This is a genomic window from Bacillus sp. D7-8, from assembly GCF_052055895.1.
GTDB classification, from domain to species: Bacteria; Bacillota; Bacilli; order Bacillales; family Bacillaceae; genus Bacillus; species Bacillus velezensis.
The window spans coordinates 2,819,063-2,835,210 of record NZ_CP179922.1; the positions used below are offsets into that span (position 1 = coordinate 2,819,063).

At 49.0% G+C, this 16,148-nt stretch carries 17 protein-coding genes; 5 read left to right on the forward strand and 12 right to left on the reverse strand.

The window, feature by feature from the left end:
* Positions 1-27: 27 nt before the first annotated feature.
* Complete coding sequence (locus tag ACKTRM_RS13775) at positions 28-1,101, reverse strand: M42 family metallopeptidase (protein WP_003152370.1); 1,074 nt, start codon at positions 1,099-1,101, stop codon at positions 28-30.
* A 158-nt stretch (positions 1,102-1,259) separates the two neighbouring features.
* Here ACKTRM_RS13775 and ACKTRM_RS13780 point away from each other — a divergent pair, with 158 nt between their 5' ends.
* A complete protein-coding gene (locus ACKTRM_RS13780; protein WP_003152366.1) occupies positions 1,260-1,577 on the forward strand; it encodes a PepSY domain-containing protein in 318 nt (105 codons plus the stop codon).
* A 55-nt stretch (positions 1,578-1,632) separates the two neighbouring features.
* Here the strand turns inward: ACKTRM_RS13780 and ACKTRM_RS13785 are convergent, their stop codons facing one another.
* The 3 genes from ACKTRM_RS13785 to trmB form a co-directional block, all read right to left on the reverse strand.
* Entirely contained in the window at positions 1,633-3,330 is a 1,698-nt protein-coding gene (locus tag ACKTRM_RS13785) for an NAD-dependent malic enzyme (RefSeq protein ID WP_012118215.1), read from the reverse strand.
* A 78-nt stretch (positions 3,331-3,408) separates the two neighbouring features.
* A complete protein-coding gene (locus tag ACKTRM_RS13790; RefSeq protein ID WP_012118216.1) occupies positions 3,409-4,254 on the reverse strand; it encodes a YtnP family quorum-quenching lactonase in 846 nt (281 codons plus the stop codon).
* 58 nt (positions 4,255-4,312) lie between these two features.
* The gene (gene trmB / locus ACKTRM_RS13795) at positions 4,313-4,966 is read right to left on the reverse strand and encodes a tRNA (guanosine(46)-N7)-methyltransferase TrmB (protein ID WP_003152359.1); all 654 of its coding nucleotides are present in this window, start codon (positions 4,964-4,966) and stop codon (positions 4,313-4,315) included.
* Between the two features lie 185 nt (positions 4,967-5,151).
* Between trmB and ACKTRM_RS13800 the strand changes: the two genes are divergently transcribed.
* Positions 5,152-5,430 carry a YtzH-like family protein gene (locus ACKTRM_RS13800; RefSeq protein ID WP_012118217.1) on the forward strand — a complete coding sequence of 93 codons (279 nt, stop codon included), beginning with the start codon at positions 5,152-5,154 and terminating at the stop codon, positions 5,428-5,430.
* On the opposite strand, the gene ACKTRM_RS13805 is transcribed toward ACKTRM_RS13800, so the two are convergent.
* The 4 genes from ACKTRM_RS13805 to thpR all read right to left on the reverse strand — a co-directional run bounded on the left by ACKTRM_RS13805 (position 5,431) and on the right by thpR (position 8,991).
* Positions 5,431-6,228, reverse strand: coding sequence for a phosphotransferase family protein (locus ACKTRM_RS13805; RefSeq protein ID WP_003152355.1), 798 nt, complete (start codon positions 6,226-6,228; stop codon positions 5,431-5,433).
* A gap of 270 nt (positions 6,229-6,498) precedes the next feature.
* Positions 6,499-7,428 carry a YegS/Rv2252/BmrU family lipid kinase gene (locus tag ACKTRM_RS13810; protein ID WP_012118219.1) on the reverse strand — a complete coding sequence of 310 codons (930 nt, stop codon included), beginning with the start codon at positions 7,426-7,428 and terminating at the stop codon, positions 6,499-6,501.
* Positions 7,429-7,480: 52 nt separating this feature from the next.
* A complete protein-coding gene (locus ACKTRM_RS13815; RefSeq protein ID WP_012118220.1) occupies positions 7,481-8,413 on the reverse strand; it encodes a hypothetical protein in 933 nt (310 codons plus the stop codon).
* 26 nt (positions 8,414-8,439) lie between these two features.
* The gene (thpR, locus tag ACKTRM_RS13820) at positions 8,440-8,991 is read right to left on the reverse strand and encodes an RNA 2',3'-cyclic phosphodiesterase (RefSeq protein WP_012118221.1); all 552 of its coding nucleotides are present in this window, start codon (positions 8,989-8,991) and stop codon (positions 8,440-8,442) included.
* An 89-nt stretch (positions 8,992-9,080) separates the two neighbouring features.
* Between thpR and cysK the strand changes: the two genes are divergently transcribed.
* Complete coding sequence (gene cysK, locus ACKTRM_RS13825; protein ID WP_020954278.1) at positions 9,081-10,052, forward strand: cysteine synthase A; 972 nt, start codon at positions 9,081-9,083, stop codon at positions 10,050-10,052.
* Between the two features lie 37 nt (positions 10,053-10,089).
* On the opposite strand, the gene pepV is transcribed toward cysK, so the two are convergent.
* Positions 10,090-11,481: a dipeptidase PepV gene (pepV, locus tag ACKTRM_RS13830; protein WP_012118222.1), complete on the reverse strand. Its 1,392-nt coding sequence runs from the start codon at positions 11,479-11,481 to the stop codon at positions 10,090-10,092.
* Positions 11,482-11,576: 95 nt separating this feature from the next.
* On the opposite strand from pepV, the gene ACKTRM_RS13835 reads away from it, so the two are divergent.
* The gene (locus ACKTRM_RS13835; protein ID WP_012118223.1) at positions 11,577-12,881 is read left to right on the forward strand and encodes an NCS2 family permease; all 1,305 of its coding nucleotides are present in this window, start codon (positions 11,577-11,579) and stop codon (positions 12,879-12,881) included.
* 34 nt (positions 12,882-12,915) lie between these two features.
* On the opposite strand, the gene ACKTRM_RS13840 is transcribed toward ACKTRM_RS13835, so the two are convergent.
* Both ACKTRM_RS13840 and ACKTRM_RS13845 read right to left on the reverse strand, forming a co-directional pair.
* On the reverse strand, positions 12,916-14,076 hold the full coding sequence (locus ACKTRM_RS13840; RefSeq protein WP_012118224.1) for an ABC transporter permease: 1,161 nt from the start codon (positions 14,074-14,076) through the stop codon (positions 12,916-12,918).
* Entirely contained in the window at positions 14,073-14,777 is a 705-nt protein-coding gene (locus tag ACKTRM_RS13845) for an ABC transporter ATP-binding protein (RefSeq protein WP_012118225.1), read from the reverse strand. Before ACKTRM_RS13845 ends, ACKTRM_RS13840 begins: the two co-directional genes overlap by 4 nt.
* A gap of 280 nt (positions 14,778-15,057) precedes the next feature.
* Here ACKTRM_RS13845 and ACKTRM_RS13850 point away from each other — a divergent pair, with 280 nt between their 5' ends.
* Positions 15,058-15,279, forward strand: coding sequence for a DeoR family transcriptional regulator (locus ACKTRM_RS13850; protein WP_003152337.1), 222 nt, complete (start codon positions 15,058-15,060; stop codon positions 15,277-15,279).
* A 127-nt stretch (positions 15,280-15,406) separates the two neighbouring features.
* Here the strand turns inward: ACKTRM_RS13850 and ACKTRM_RS13855 are convergent, their stop codons facing one another.
* Complete coding sequence (locus ACKTRM_RS13855) at positions 15,407-16,126, reverse strand: pseudouridine synthase (RefSeq protein ID WP_007408795.1); 720 nt, start codon at positions 16,124-16,126, stop codon at positions 15,407-15,409.
* Positions 16,127-16,148 lie beyond the last annotated feature (22 nt).

A 16,148-nucleotide genomic window follows, 5' to 3' on the forward strand; every position in this document is an offset into this window, starting at 1 on the left:
CGCCTTTATGCGGTCCTGCTTATTTTTTTACACATTTTCTCTGATCGTTTCGACCGTCTGTTTGTCACTCGCCATGACCAGCTTAATGAGCATTTCTTTCGCCGCGGCATAATCATCGACATGAATGATGGCGGCATTTGTATGAATGTATCTTGAACAAATGCCGATGACGGCAGACGGAACCCCGCTGTTTGATATGTGGACCCGTCCGGCATCCGTTCCCCCGCCTGAAGCGAAATATTGATAAGGGATATTGTGCGTTTCCGCCATATCAAGGACGAACTCTCTCATCCCGCGGTGCATGACCGTCGTTCTGTCGAGAATGCGGAGCAGCACCCCCTCGCCGAGACGGCCGAACAGCTCCTTATCGCCGCTCATATCATTTGCCGGGCTGGCATCAAGCGCGAAAAAGAGATCAGGCTGAATCATGTTGGCCGCTGTCTGCGCCCCTCTCAAACCGACTTCCTCCTGAACGGTGGCCCCGGCGTACAGATTGTTCGGCAGGTCTTTTCCGTGCAGCTCTTTTAATAGTTCAATGCTTAACCCGCAGCCGTAGCGGTTATCCCACGCTTTGGACAATATTTTCTTCTCGTTGGCCATCGGGGTGAACGGGCAGACAGGCACGACCTGCTGTCCCGGTCTGATCCCCATTTTGACCGCGTCCTCTCTGTCATCGGCACCGATATCAATCATCATATTTTTGATCTCCATCGGCTTTGCGCGCTGGGCATCTGTTAAAATGTGGGGCGGGATGCTTGAGATGACGCCGATAATCGGTCCGTTATCCGTCTGCACCTCGACGCGCTGGGCAAGCAGCACCTGACTCCACCAGCCGCCGAGCGTCTGAAATCTCAGCATGCCGTTATCCGTAATCTGCGTTACCATAAACCCCACTTCGTCCATATGGCCGGCTACCATAACGGTCGGCGCATCTTCAGCGCCGCGCCTTACTCCGAAAACACTTCCGAGTCTGTCCTGCACGATGTCATCCGCATATTTCGCAAGCTCCCGTTTCATAAAGGAGCGGACCTGATGTTCATTTCCCGGTGCGCCGGGAAGCTGCGTCAGCGTCCGGAAAAGCGTTTTCGTTTCCTCATTCATATTTTCCCCTCATTTCTATGTAATGCTTTTATTTTATTAGAAAAACAACCGTTTTCCAAGCGCTCAGATTGAATGGGCTGGAAAACCGCCGCTTTACTTAACACCGTCTGGCATCTTCTGTATAATAAAAACTACGACATAATTGGAGGTGCTTCATATTGAAATTACGTCATTTTCTCTTAGGTGCAGGAGTCGGATTATGCGCTGCCATCGCAGTGAAAAAGTATGCGATGAAACCTTATATCTCTTCAGAAAAAGCGCTCCGTATCGTGAAAGCGGCTTTTAAACAGCGCGGGCCGATAGACGGATCATGGATTTACACAGAGCCCGAGCCCTACCAGGTAAACGGAGAAACCATCCAGGTATACAAGACCGGCGTGACACGTTCGGCATTCGGCGAACTGGAGCAATATGAAGTTATGGTCAATGCAAAAACAGGCCAGATTGTCGATGTCATTGATTCTGTCGCCTCATAATTCGGACAAGCAAAAAATAAAGCCCAAAACCATCAGCGTTTTGGGCTTTATTCGGTTACATCGGCCGAATTCGTTTATATACGGGGTGCCACATCGCGTCCTGCACCGCTTGGATCAGATCCTCGGGTTCCGTTTCCGCTACACCGTCCTGAATCGCAGCTTTTGCTACAGCTACCGCCACAGTTGCCGATACCGTCCTGAGATCCTCCACTTTCGGAAGCATCGGCGCACCCGGCTTGCCGACGTCCACCATACCGGCGATGGCATTCGCGCAGGCAACGAACATATTGTCCGTAATGAGCTTTGCTTTTGTCACAATCGTTCCGAGCCCGAGTCCCGGGAATACGAGCGCGTTGTTCGCCTGTCCGATATGGTAGGTAACGCCTTTATACGCAACAGGCGGAAACGGACTACCCGTAGTGACAAGCGCGCGGCCTTCCGTCCATTTAATCAAATCTTCAGGTTTTGCTTCTGATAATGTCGTCGGGTTTGACATCGGCAAAATAGCCGGCCGTTTGACATGTGAGGCCATTTCTTTGACGATTTCTTCCGTAAATGCGCCTGATACGGTGGATGTGCCGATCAGAATCGTCGGCTTGGCCTGACGCACCGTCTCCGCCAGATCGATTGATCCGCCTTCACCGCTGCGGCCGTACTCTTTCACTTCATCAGCAGGGCGCGCGTACGGAACCTGAAAATCACGCAAGTCCTTCATATCATCCGTTAACAATCCGTTTCTGTCGATACACCAAAAATGGCTGTAGGATTCTTCTTCGCTTAATCCGTCATGCACCATGGCTTCGCGCAGCTGCTCAGCAATTCCGATACCGGCCGTTCCCGCGCCGAAGACGACGACTTTATGCTCTTTTAAAGGCACTTTTGATGCTTTTGCACACGCTAAAACAGCTGCAAGCGATACCGCGCCCGTTCCTTGAATGTCATCGTTAAACGTACAGACTTTATCTTTATACCGTTTTAATATGCCGCGGGCGTTAGCCGTACCGAAATCCTCCCAATGAAGCAGCGCATTCGGGAATGTTTCCCGGGCAAGCGAGACATACTCATCAATAAAGCGGTCATATTTCTCGCCGCGCACTCTTGAATGCTGGTTTCCGACATACAGCGGGTCATTTAAGAGGCTTTCCTGATTTGTCCCCGCGTCCAATACGACCGCAAGCACTCGTGATGGATCAATTCCGGCCGCCGCCGTATACACCGCGAGTTTTCCGACAGAAATGGCGATGCCGCCGACGCCCCAGTCACCGATTCCCAGAATGCCCTCCGCATCTGTGGCAACGATTAAGTCAATGTTTTCATTTTTTCCGAACTGCTGAAATGCGGCGCGCATTCCCTCAGGATCATCTATTGACAAATACAGACCGCGGGGTTTTCTGTACTCATGGCTGTAACGCTGGATCGCGGTGCCGACGGTCGGCGTATATACGATCGGCAGCATTTCGCCTAAATGATCATTTAACAGCCTGTAAAATAACGTTTCATTCCGGTCATGGAGAGCGGTCAAGTACACGTTTTTGCTCAGCTCATCAGGCTGCGAACTGAATTGTTCGTAGGCCCGCCTCGCCTGCTCTTCGATTGTCAATACTTTCGGCGGCAGAAACCCCTCGAGCCCGAGTTCCTTTCTTTCCTCCTGTGTAAAGGCCACCCCTTTATTTAAAAAAGGCGTAGAAAGCACTTCTAATCCGCGCAGTGTTGTTTTGATTTCTCCATCTTTCGTCACTTGAAATTGATTCACCTGTCTCTTCCTTTCAAAGCAATTTGTCTTAGGTTTGCTTTTATTCCCGAAATTCATACAGGCAAATCATCGATCCGCTTATTTTTTCTCCCGTTTGACAGATGCAGCCACTTCGCCGTCTTCTCCCCATTTTACCGCTCTGTAAATCGCGTCGTGATAGAAAATGAGCCAGGCGTCTTTTTCTGCCGCGAACGTCTGCCATTTCTGCTTTTCTGGAATAGAGGTCATCGGATAATCATCATAGGCCAGCACCCATAACGGATTTTTATGCGCGTTCGTCGGCATCAGGTCGGCAAAATGCACAGCCGCCTCCCCACCGTCTTCTAAGACGATGACGCTGTGGCCGTCGCTGTGGCCGCCGGTGTGGTGCATCGTAATGCCTTCTGTCAGCTGATACTCGTTTTCAAAGGTTTCGACCTGATCTTGTACCGCCTCCCAATTTTCTCTCCAATATGTATTTTTCGATCTGATATTAGGGTTTCTCATTTCGCGCCACTCTGTTGCAGAAGTGATAATGCGGGCATTCGGGAAAACAGAGACAAGCTCCTCTCCGCTGTACTCCGTCAGGCCGCATGCATGGTCAAAATGAAGATGGGTCATCGCGGCAATATGAATGTCCTCACAGGAAAGCCCGAGGTCACGAAGAGATTGTTTCAGATTGGATTCCTGTGTTACGCCGTAATTCCTTTTTTGTTTATCAGAGAACTTCCCTCGGCCGATACCCGCGTCAACCAATATATTCAGGCCGTTTTTTCTGATCAGAATCGGGTCTGTTCTTAATTCAATCTGGTTTTTATCATTTACGGGGTATTTTCTCGACCATAAAGGTTTCGGAACAACGCCGAACATCGCTCCGCCGTCCATATGCGTTACACCGCCGTCCAGCCATGTTAATGAAATATTCCCAATATTCAATGTCTCCATCTTGATCCCTCCTGATGTAATGGTAGCAAATGGCGGCATAAAAAAACAGACTCCCGCATCAGAGTCTGTCTTTTGTTCTCCATTCAACTTCGGCCCGGTAAATCGGCTGGCCGAGCGCGGAGAATTTTTCTTCGTATTCTGTCATAATATTGCCCTTCGGATCGCTGTTGTGCAGATCAAGGCTGACTTCCGTCAGAAGCAGGCCGTATTCGGAAAAGCTTTTCAGAGAGTATTCGAATAAACCGCGGTTATCGGTTTTAAAATGAATCTCACCTGTTTCGCCCATCACTTCTTCGTATTTTTTCAAGAACGTTTTAAATGTTAAACGGCGCTTTTCGTGGCGGTTTTTCGGCCACGGGTCAGAAAAGTTTAGATATACGCGCTTGATTTCTCCCCGTTCAAATACGTCATTCAGTGTTTCCGCGTCTATATTTAACAAACGGACATTGTGAGCCCCGCTGTCCTTTACTTTTTGGACGGCAGTGACGATGACGCTTTTAAACAGCTCAATCCCGATATAGTTGATATCCGGATTCTGCTTGGCCATTCCTGAAATGAACTGCCCTTTTCCCGTACCGACTTCAATATGGATCGGGTTGTCATTGCCAAAGACCGTGTTCCACCGCCCTTTATACTGGGCCGGATCACTGATGGCGATGTCAGCGTTTTCTGCCAGAAAATCATTCGCCCAAGGTTTATGGCGCATTCTCATATGATTGACACCTCTATCTATAATTTCGAGTAACAACATACCATGAAACATAAAGAGCCGCAAGCGCCTTTTAAAGGCGCCGGCTGCATAAAAAAAGAGGCTCCCCGGTCCGGAACACTCATGTGATGCATAAAACCGCACCGCTTTGCACAATGTATGACACAGAAAGGATGTGTATATGAATCATGGGCTTAACAAGCGAACATCAGGTCCGGTTATTAAAGGACATACTGGCCAACCATCAATTGGATTGCTGCGGCACGGTTGCCGAGTATGAACAGCTGGAGCGCGTCATCAAATCACTGATGGCCAACACCGGGCTTGATTCAAATATAAAAAACGTGCTCGAGGATGTCTACCGCTACAGCCAGTCCGGCATCACGGCCGATTCCATCGACACGCATATTCAGGAGCACCAAAACCATTTGTCCCAATGGGTGGAGCAGATGGATTCGTACTCCTGACTACTTGACAATCCGCTTCATCAGGGCATGAAGCTCTTCCATGGCATCATGATACGCTTTGTCGTTTCCTTTTGATTTGTGCCAGGCGATGAAGGTGATGGTCTCCGATAACATGTACCACGCCATCCTCAGCCGAAGCCCTTCCGTGAGCTTCATGCCGTACATCCCAAGCCAGCTGTCCCACGCTGGCTCTTCGACGTAATGATACAATAAAGGGCCGAGATCCATGGCCGGATCAGCTATCATGGCGCCGTCCCAATCTATTAAATACAGCTGGTTGTCTTCAGACAGAAGCCAGTTATTATGATTCACATCACAATGGCAAACGACTTTTTCACCGAATTGCACCTGATCCACATGAGCTTCCAAATAAGCAAGGCCTTCCTGAATAAGCGGCGAAAATTGCCGCACGGCAAAGACGGCCTGCTTCAGCTGCGACAAAAGGGCGCCCGGATCAAGCGGTTCTTTTCCCAATCTTTTCAGCATGTCGAGCAAAGCTTTTGATGTGTGGATTTTGCGGAGCAGCTCAGCCACCGGGCGTCCGCTCATATCCTTTGCCTTCAGCTCCCTGCCCGCCATCCAATGCTGAGCCGTAATGACGTCCCCGTTTTCCATCCGTTTCGTCCAAACCAGCTTCGGAACAATGCCTTCGGCGGATAACACGGCTAAAAAGGGCGAGCTATTACGTTTTAAAAAAAGCTGTTGGCCGTTATGTTTCGCATAATATGCATCTCCTGTAGCTCCTCCGGCGGGGAAGATCTCCCAATCGCTACCTAGTAATTGTCCCAACCAGTTCATATCAATGTTCAACCCATCATTTCTTAAAATATTTTAGAATAGGCCTCCAGCCTTTCTCTATTGGCGGAGCGGCCTGTCATAAACAATTTCATGAGAATAAAAAAGACAGCTATTGAGAGTCTCATATGCTAATCAATAGCCGTCCTATAAATTTTAGCGCTACAGCACAAACTTCGTCAAGCAAAACTAGCAAGAACACCTGTGAATTCTGAAGATTTATGCCGCGAACCGCTCTTTGCCGTGAAACATTTGACGGGTTTCATTTGTTTATTATGTTTTTATTTTCAACGGCGTACCGCCCGGCATAAGCCGAAACGGCGTCGTTCCGATCAGCTCGCCGTCAGCGTGAAACGGAATTTTCCCATCTGTTTCAAAAACGAATTCCTTCCCCTTTATCATCGTCACTCCGTCCATTTTGATATGACGGCCGAAGCTCATCGCCCATAAAAAACGATACAGCGAGAAAAAGGACAGGTTTTCTGCGATGACAATATCAAAATGGTTTTGACGGGGATTTGCTGAAGGCGCCCCTTTCATGCCGCCTCCGTAATAAGGGTGATTAGCCGCAATGACAAACCAGACATTGCGGAATTCACGCCTCTGGCCGTCTGCCGTGCACACAAATCTGAACGGCTGAAACCTCGAGGCCTTATGTAAATGCGCGAGCGGGTAAATCACAAAGCCGAGACGCAAAAACCGAAGAACGCGCGATAACGGAAAATTCGCGGCTGCCTTCAAAACTGAGGCATCGAAGCCGACAGACAGGTGGTTAATAAAATAAAGTGATTGCGCTTTGTCATGAAAAAAGTTGATGCTTCCCGCAAAAAATTTCCGTGTGAGCGGGCGGTGCAGACTTTTGATTTCTTGGAGAAGCGCCGACTTCTTAATACCGAGCCCTTTGGAAAAGTCATTGTACGAACCGGCGGGCACAAAGGTCAGCTCAATCTGATCCGTTCCTTTCAGTCCGTTAATGACTTCATGCATCGTCCCGTCACCGCCGATGACGAACAGCCGCTTAAGCTTATGATCCTGCATCATTGAAATCTGCCTCGCCAGCACCTCCGCATGTCCGGGATGCCCGGTCAAAAAAGAGCGGTGGCTGACCCCGCGCCTGTTCAGCTCTTTTTGAACTGATTTCCAGACACGCCGGCCCCGCCCGCCTCCTGAGACCGGATTAATAATAAAAAACCATTGACTCATCGTTTGTTTTCACCTGCTTCATAGATGAAGAGACAGCCGGCAAACGTCCGTTTTAATCAAGCCATTCCTGTCTCCGGCTTGAATCGCTCAAGCCGTAAGACAAAAGAGCCTTCGCCGCCTTCAGCTGGTGGTGCTTGATCGGCGCCGTATTTTTCTGCTGCTTTTCCACCCACTCTGCGGCAGTCCGTTTATCAGCTATTTCCAGCCCGTACGGCGGCTCCGGATAATCAATATAAGACGTTCTGCTGAGCAAAAGCTTCCGCACGGGAATGTCGGCCTGCTTTTCTTTTACGATTTGCGAAACGACCGAGCCCGTCCGGTGCAGGCTGAGAGACGGATTCAATACTTGGCGCGTGCTGCCGGAGCCTCTTTCTTCCCAAAAACGGTGTTTTGATCCGATATATACGCTGTCCTCTTCCGCTTCCATAAAAGCAGCGCAGAAAATCTCCAGCGGCGAGATGATGATCATGCTCAGTTCGACGGACGCCTGCTGAATTTGAAGAACCGGATGATACATCACAAAATAGGAATCGGGCAGCTTTTGAGCCAGCATTTTTAACATCCTGTCCCTTTTGACCGCCTGCGAAAGCTCAGACTTTTGAGAAAGCGTGGAGCTCGCCCATTTTAATTGAAAGTCATACAGCTGATCTTTGAAAAAAGGCGCGAGCTCAGACTTTTGAGACGGAAGATTCCCGAACAGCGCCTCTTCTCCCTCCGGCTCATCAAACCATTGGTGCCTCTTTTCATTTATATCGGCCGTATTTTCTTCTTTTCTCTTTTTTAAGGAAAATTTTTTCCTGGCCGGCGCTTGATCGGTTTCCCCGCCGGCAGCCGTTTTCGTTTCTTTTTCTTCCGTCTTCCGGTCAAACGCTTCAAGAAGCGTCTCCCAGCGTTCTTTCTTCAGCCGGATAAACTGGTTCATATAATGATATGGATCAAGTTCATATCTGGATATGCAGTCGTGAATTTTGATGATCTGTGCCATGTGATTTCTCCACTCCGAATATTTGTTTATGTCAATTGAAACTGTGCGATTTCTTCGTATTTTGGCGACCGGTCAAGATGGGTCTGAAACAAGGAAAACCGGCTGACGGCACTTTGCACCCTGCCGCTTTCAAACGGCACATCGTCAGGAAACGGCCGGTCTCCCGCCCACTTCCGCGCCATCGTCATATGAGGGTGATACGGGCGTTTTTCCACTTGAAAACCGGCCTTCAAAACAGCCTGTTTTGTTTTTTCCCGCAAATCAAAGAGCAGTTCATTCCGTTCGGGCTCAAGGTGAAGCACTCTCGGCTGTCTGCGGTCGCCGAAAATATCCAGATGCTGAAACTGTACGGTAAACGGCTGCGCTGCCGACGCAGCATCTGCGAGCAGAGACGATAATTTCGCAAGCCGTTCTTCATCCGCGGCTCCGAGAAAAATGAGTGTAATATGATAGTCATGCGGGTGCACCCATTTTTTGAATGATAACGCCGGCTCCTTTTTGGCTGCTTCCCAAATCGGTTCAGCAATGTCAGCCGGAATCGGAATGCCGATAAAATAATGCGGCAATGAAGCTTTCATACGAGGATCTCCCCCTCTTTGGTTATGGTGTTATTATAAAACGGATAAGCGGAGAGGAGAACCCTGTCCGCTCATTATGATAGGATATTATGTACCGAACGTTTTATACAGAAAGGAATGAGCCGGCCTTGAAAATCGTAAACAGCACGGCGGAGCTGATCGGCGGCACACCGATCGTAAAGCTCAATCGTCTTCAGCCAGAACATGCAGCACAGGTCTATTTAAAATTAGAATCGTTTAACCCGAGCGGCAGTGTCAAAGACAGAGCGGCTTACAATATGATCATTGAAGCGGAAAACAGCGGGCATTTAAAACCCGGCTCTGTCATCATCGAACCGACAAGCGGCAACACAGGCATCGGCCTGGCGATGAACGCGGCGGCGCGCGGCTACAAGGCAATCCTCGTCATGCCTGACACGATGACGAAAGAACGCATCAACCTCCTGAAAGCGTACGGCGCGGAGGTTGTGTTAACACCGGGGGCGGAAAGAATGCCCGGAAGCATCAAAAAAGCGAAAGAACTCGCCGAACAGATTCCGGGAAGTTTTATCCCGATGCAATTCGATAACGGCGCAAATCCAGATGCCCACCGAAAAACGACCGCCATTGAAATCTATCAGGCCGTTCAGCAGCTCAACAGACCGCTCGGTGCTTTTGTGGCAACGGCGGGAACGGGCGGAACCATTACCGGAACCGGAGAAACGCTGAAGGAGCTTTTCCCGGATATGATTGTTCATGTCGCCGAGCCCGCGGGATCTCCCGTCCTGTCTGGCGGAAAACCCGGCGCTCATAAGCTTGTCGGGACAAGCCCCGGATTTATTCCCGGCATACTGAATCAGGACGTTTACGATGAAATCATGAAAATATCTGATGAAGATGCGTATACGACAACACGTCGTCTGGCCCGGGAAGAAGGTATACTCGTCGGCCCGTCTTCAGGCGCCGCCTGCTTCGCCGCCATTGAAACCGCAAAACGCCTCCCTTCCGAACAGATCGTCATCTGTATGACGGCCGATACGGGAGAACGTTATTTATCAACGGATTTATGGTCATTTGAATGATAAAAAGGGATGCCGCTTTCGGCGTCCCTTTTTATTATCACTTGGCAAGCTCATAAATGGCTTCGGCGTATAAAGCGGTTGACCGGAGAAGGTCATCGATTTCAATGTACTCATCCTTTTGATGCGCGCTGTCAGGCCGGCCGGGGAACAGCGGCCCGAACGCGACGCCCGCCGAAAGGGATCTCGCATACGTTCCTCCGCCGATTGAAATCAGATCCGCTTTCTTTCCCGTCTGTCCTTCGTAAACCTTTTGAAGCGTCTTTACGAGCGGATGATCGGCAGAAACGTGGTGCGGTTTGCTGTCTTTAAATTCTTCAAGCCGGAATTCTTCAGCAGACGTAAAAGCATCACGGATGACATTGCTGTCTGAAGTGACGGGATAACGGATGTTGATGCCGAGTTCTCCTTCCTCACCCTTTCTGTATGTAAAGGTGCCGACATTCAATGTAAGCTCTCCGCTGATGTCATCCCTGCAATCAATTTTCAGCTTTTTGCCTCGTGTATCATTTAAAAAATAGTCACTGACGGTTTTGACAAAGTGCTTTCCGGCTCCATCCAGCTCCGTTCCGTTAAGGCATTCAGCAAGCTTTAAGCCGGCATTGACACCATTATCCGGTTCCATCGCGTGGCATGATTTTCCGTATACCCGAAGCGTCAGTTTTCCATTTTCCGAAACTGCTTCACCTTGTGTTTTTGACTGCTCAAGCCATTTGCTGAAATATGCGTGCACGGCATCAAGACCGTCCCCTTCAATAACCGCTTCAGCCGCATCCGGCACCATGTTCAAGCGAAGTCCTGAACGGAATGACAGAAGCCCGTTTTTTGCGTCTTTGTCAGAAGCGCTTTGTGCAATGCGCAGTGACGCATCTATAATTCCTTTTTCCGCGTTAATGATCGGAAAATCCGCGTCAGGAGCAAAGCCGATGTCAGGCATTTTTTCGTGTTTGAAGTAGTGATCCACGCATCTCCAATCACTTTCTTCATCCGTTCCGATGATGATTCTCACGCGTTTGGATAAAGGAAGCTGCATGTCTTTGACGATTTTCAGCGCATAAAACGCCGCCATTGTCGGCCCTTTATCATCAATGGCGCCTCTGGCATATATCCGGCCGTCCCTGATATCGGCTGAAAACGGATCGCTCGTCCAGCCGTCTCCGGGCGGAACGACATCGACGTGGCACAGAACGCCGACGATTTCGTCACCCGTTCCCCATTCAATATGGCCCGCATAGCCATCAAGATTCTTTACGGTGAAGCCTTCTTTTTCACCGAATTCCAGCAGTGACGTCAGGCTGGCATTGACGCCTTCTCCAAACGGCCGGCCGGGACCGGCTGTTGATTCGTCCATTACGCTGTTGATCTGCAAAAACTTCTGCGTGTCACGGATCAGATCTTCTTTGTTTCTGATGACTTCAACTTCCCAGTTCATCACAAATCCCCTTTCTTGATAAAGACTTGCAAAATGTCGATAAAACGAATAATATAGATGATGTTTTGAAAAAATGTTCGTCATTGGAGGTACTTATGTTTCATCTCGACAAGCATCAAACGACAATAAAAAGAGAAATTACCGCGGGATTGACCACCTTTTTCACAATGGTGTATATCATTGTCGTCAATCCGGTGATCCTTTCCAATGCGGGAATTCCGTTTGACCAGGTGTTCACCGCGACGATTATCGCTTCCATTGTCGGAACTTTATGGATGGCTCTCGCTGCGAATTTTCCGATCGCCATTGCCCCCGGCATGGGCTTAAACGCGTATCTCGCCTTTCACGTTGTCGGCACAGGCAGCGGCATTACGTATCAGACGGCTTTCAGCGCCGTTTTTATCGCGGGAGTCATCTTTATTATTTTATCGTTAACGCCTTTAAGAAAACAACTTATAGAAGCGATTCCGGACAATTTAAAATACGGAATTACGACCGGCATCGGCTTATTTATCGCTTTTATCGGCTTACGCCAATCCGGAATCATCACGGCTGATAAATCTAATCTGGTCGCACTCGGCGATCTTCATTCGCCCGCCGTCATTTTAACGCTTATCGGACTTATCATCAGTATTGTACTGATGGTGCTGAATGTTAACGGGGCTCTGTTCATCGGAATGGCGCTGACCGCCGTCATTGCCTTTTTGACCGGGCAGATTCATTTCGCGAAAGGATTCATGTCCTTCCCGCACCTGCCGGAGGGGCTTTTAATCACAAATCCGTTCGGAGCCCTCGGGGATGTCGTGCATCACGGTCTGTACGCCGTTGTGTTTTCTTTTCTTCTCGTTACGATTTTTGACACGACCGGCACCATGATCGGTGTCGCCGAACAAGCGGGACTGATCAAAAACAATCAGCTGCCGAATGCCAGAAGAGCGCTGTTGGCTGATTCAACCGCTACGACGGTGGGAAGCATCTTCGGCACCAGTCCGACGACCGCGTTCGTTGAATCTTCAGCAGGTGTGGCGGCCGGCGGAAGAACGGGTCTGACGGCGCTGACGATTGCCGTTATGTTTGCCGTTTCCATGTTTTTCAGCCCGCTTGTCAGCGTCTTATCGGAAGTGTCCGCGATTACGTCACCGGCTCTGATTATTGTCGGCAGCCTGATGATGGGTGCTGTGTCGAATATCCGCTGGAATGAGCTTGATGAAGCGTTCCCGGCCTTTCTCGTCATTTTGGCGATGCCTTTAACGTCCAGTATTTCAACCGGAATCGCACTCGGCTTCATTTCATATCCGCTTGTTAAAGCAGCTAAGAAAAAATGGCGCGAAATCCATCCTTTAGTCATCATCTTCGCCGTGCTGTTTTTTATTCAGCTTTTTATTTTGAACGGTCATTAAGAAAAATCCCTTTCCTTTTTCGGAAAGGGATTTTTCACATATAAAGAACGGAAAGAATCGCGGCAATGAGACACCAGACGGAACAGATGACTTGAATGACGGTTAATGCGCTGTTTCGCGCCCTGAAATAGTCATCACTGTCTCTCTTGATACCGCTTAAAACCGGTTTGTCCGTGATCCGGTCAAATAAAAGCGACGCGGCATAGCGGCTGACGATCGCAAACAAAATGAGGACTGCCGGCTTCACTAAGAGCGGAAGAACGAGAATAAGAGCCGTAAAAGCCGCGGTTAAAAGGTAAAGCTGCCGGATATACCCGCCGTTTCGGATCAGCACTTTAAAGAACAATTCTTTCCACGCCGTATACGCCGACCGTTTTGTAAAGATGTGCTTTGAGCCGGGATATAAAAACGGCTTGCTCCGCCCTTTATGTTTACCATTCGGGAGCTGCACATCATGGCTGAGCATCAAAACAGAGGCCGCGAATGAAAGCTTGCGCCTGTTCTCCTCAAGCACTTCTTCCTCAAAGGCCGATAATGTCTCCGTCCCTTTCCAAGTCAAAAAAGCGGAACAGATGAACAATATACATCCCGCCGGCCAAAGCCAATACCATTCGGCGGCAAAGACGATCATAAAAAACGCACCCGCCATCAGAACCATCACTTTCAGCCAGCCTGCCGCCTGATTCCCGAATGTCCGCCTGCTGTTTTTTCTGTGTCGGTGCACCGCTAATATTGCAGTATGGAAGCCGAACAGACAGCAAAACATACCCGAATATGCCGGTAAGGTACAGTCACCGTATTGGCGCCATAAGGGAAATAACAATACGGCAAGCGCACCCCATTTGATAAGGGAAAGGAACATCGAATACAAAAGCGCGTACCGTTTCAGCTTTTGCATCAGATGTTTTGCATGCACCAAAAATACGTGATCCGCTTCCAGCAAAAAGGTATGAATAAAACCCGTGCACAACAGCAGGGCACTGAATACATACAGCCAGCCCCATCCTAATACTCCTGCCGCTCCATTAAGAAGCCCCCTGCCGTTCAGCCATTCAGCATATTGATAAACGGCAAATGCGGCAGCGGGAAGAACGATATACAGCGCGACCGTCCAATCAATGACCGTCTGAAACACCTTCCATTGATACCGCCAATAATGAAACAGCCTTTGAAAAAACAAAGCCCGCCCGGTCATCGCTGACTGCTCCGAACCGCTGAATAAAAGCAATCCAGCAGTGAACGGCTCCCCGTTTTTTCCTGAAGCTCCTCTAACGTGCCTTGAAGAAGCAGAGCGCCCTGATCCAGCAAATAAAACCGGTCGCAGATTTTTTCCGCCGTATCCAGAACATGAGTGCACATCAAAATCCCCGCGCCCCTTTCTTTCTCAGCAATCAGCATGTCGGTAAACAGCTTCGTTGAGATCGGATCAAGTCCGATAAAAGGCTCATCAATGATGTAAATATCCGGCTTCGCCAAAAATGCCTGTATGAGCATCAATTTTTGCTGCATCCCTTTTGAAAAACCGGAAGGCAAATCATGTTTTACAGACGTCAGCGAAAACTCTTCAAGCAGCCGCCCTGCCCGCTCACGGCATTCTTCTCCTTCTATACCCCGCAATGACCCGGTCAGCTCGAGATGCTCCCAAAGCGTCAGTTCATCATAAAAACTCGGACGCTCCGGTATGTAAGCATAAGATGAATCATTCCACTCAATTCCGCCCTCTATATCCCGGGACAGCCCGAGAACCGCCTTTATCACTGTGCTTTTCCCCGCGCCGTTCGCTCCGATTAAACCGGTAATTTCACCAGCGTTGACTGACAGAGATACATCAGAAATCACCTTCGGCCTGTCAGCATAACCGGCGCAGACAATGTTTGCATTCAATAATTCTCCCAAACTTCTCACTCCCCCGTTTTCATACGGACATGTATAAAAAAAGTTTCAGTTTCCATAATAATAAAAGCGGACCGGGCATAGTAATGCACCAAGGCGGCACCCATTTGGAAAAAATTATCTGCGCTTATTCCTAGATTCATGTTGTCCATATCGTGTATAATGGAGGCAGTTAAAAGAGAAAAAACAGAATGTCATCCTTTGTTGCTTATTCGTACGAAGTTTTAGAGTCGAAAGTTGTGGTATATCAAGTCCATCCGATCTTATGATAGGGAGTGGTTTTTTGAAACCTTCAACAAATCGTATGCTGACTCGGATTAAATCAGTTTACATGTTCATCCAGGAAAAAGGCCTTGTGACAACACAGGAACTGGTTGATGAATTCGGCATTACACCTAGAACCATTCAGCGAGACTTAAATGTGTTAGCATACAATGATCTTGTTCATAGTCCTAGCCGAGGCAAGTGGGAGACAACACGAAAAAAAGTGAAAATTACATCTTAAGCGAACAATTACATAAGGCCCTTTTCGGCCTGACATGCTGCAAGGCAAAGCAGCGTCTTTGCCTTGTTTTTTGTTCCTCTATATAAAAAGCCCAAAACAAATCTGTTTTGGGCTTTTCTGATATCGATTACACTTCAGCGCCTCTCAGCGTTTCGAGCTCCTCTTCAGTCAGCTCGCGGAATTCTCCCGGTTTAAGATCCGGGTCAAGAGAAACAGCCCCCATCGAAAGCCGCTTCAAATAAGCCACTTCATTTCCGACAGCCTTTGCCATCAGCTTCACCTGATGATATTTGCCTTCTGTAATGGTCAAATGAATCACCGTTTCATCCGGGCTTTCTGTAATGATTTCAACGGCTGCCGGCTTCGTTTTATAGCCTCCTTCAATGACGACGCCTCTTTCCAGATGAACGATGTCTTCCGGTGACAGAGGCGAGGTTAACCGGACCTCATATGTTTTAGGCACATGCTTTTTCGGAGAAAGCAGGCGATGAGCGAGCTGCCCGTCATTGGTCAGAAGCAAAAAGCCTTCCGTATCCTTATCAAGACGTCCTGCCGGAAACGGTTCAAATCGCTGTTCTTCAGGCGTCAGCAGATCAACCACCGTCTGCTGGCGGCTGTCTTCGGTAGCGGACAGCACTCCTTGCGGCTTATTCATCATGACATAAATAAATTCACGATAGTCTGCCGGCTCTCCGTATACCGTGATGTCCTGTTTTTCCGGATCGACATGGGTTTTCACATCTTTCGCCGGCTCTCCGTCAATCATGACAGCCCCGGCCTTGACGATTTTTTTCACATCTTTTCTTGAGCCGAATCCGCTGTTGGCAAGCAGCTTATCAAGTCTCATCCTGATCCTCTCCTTTAAAAAG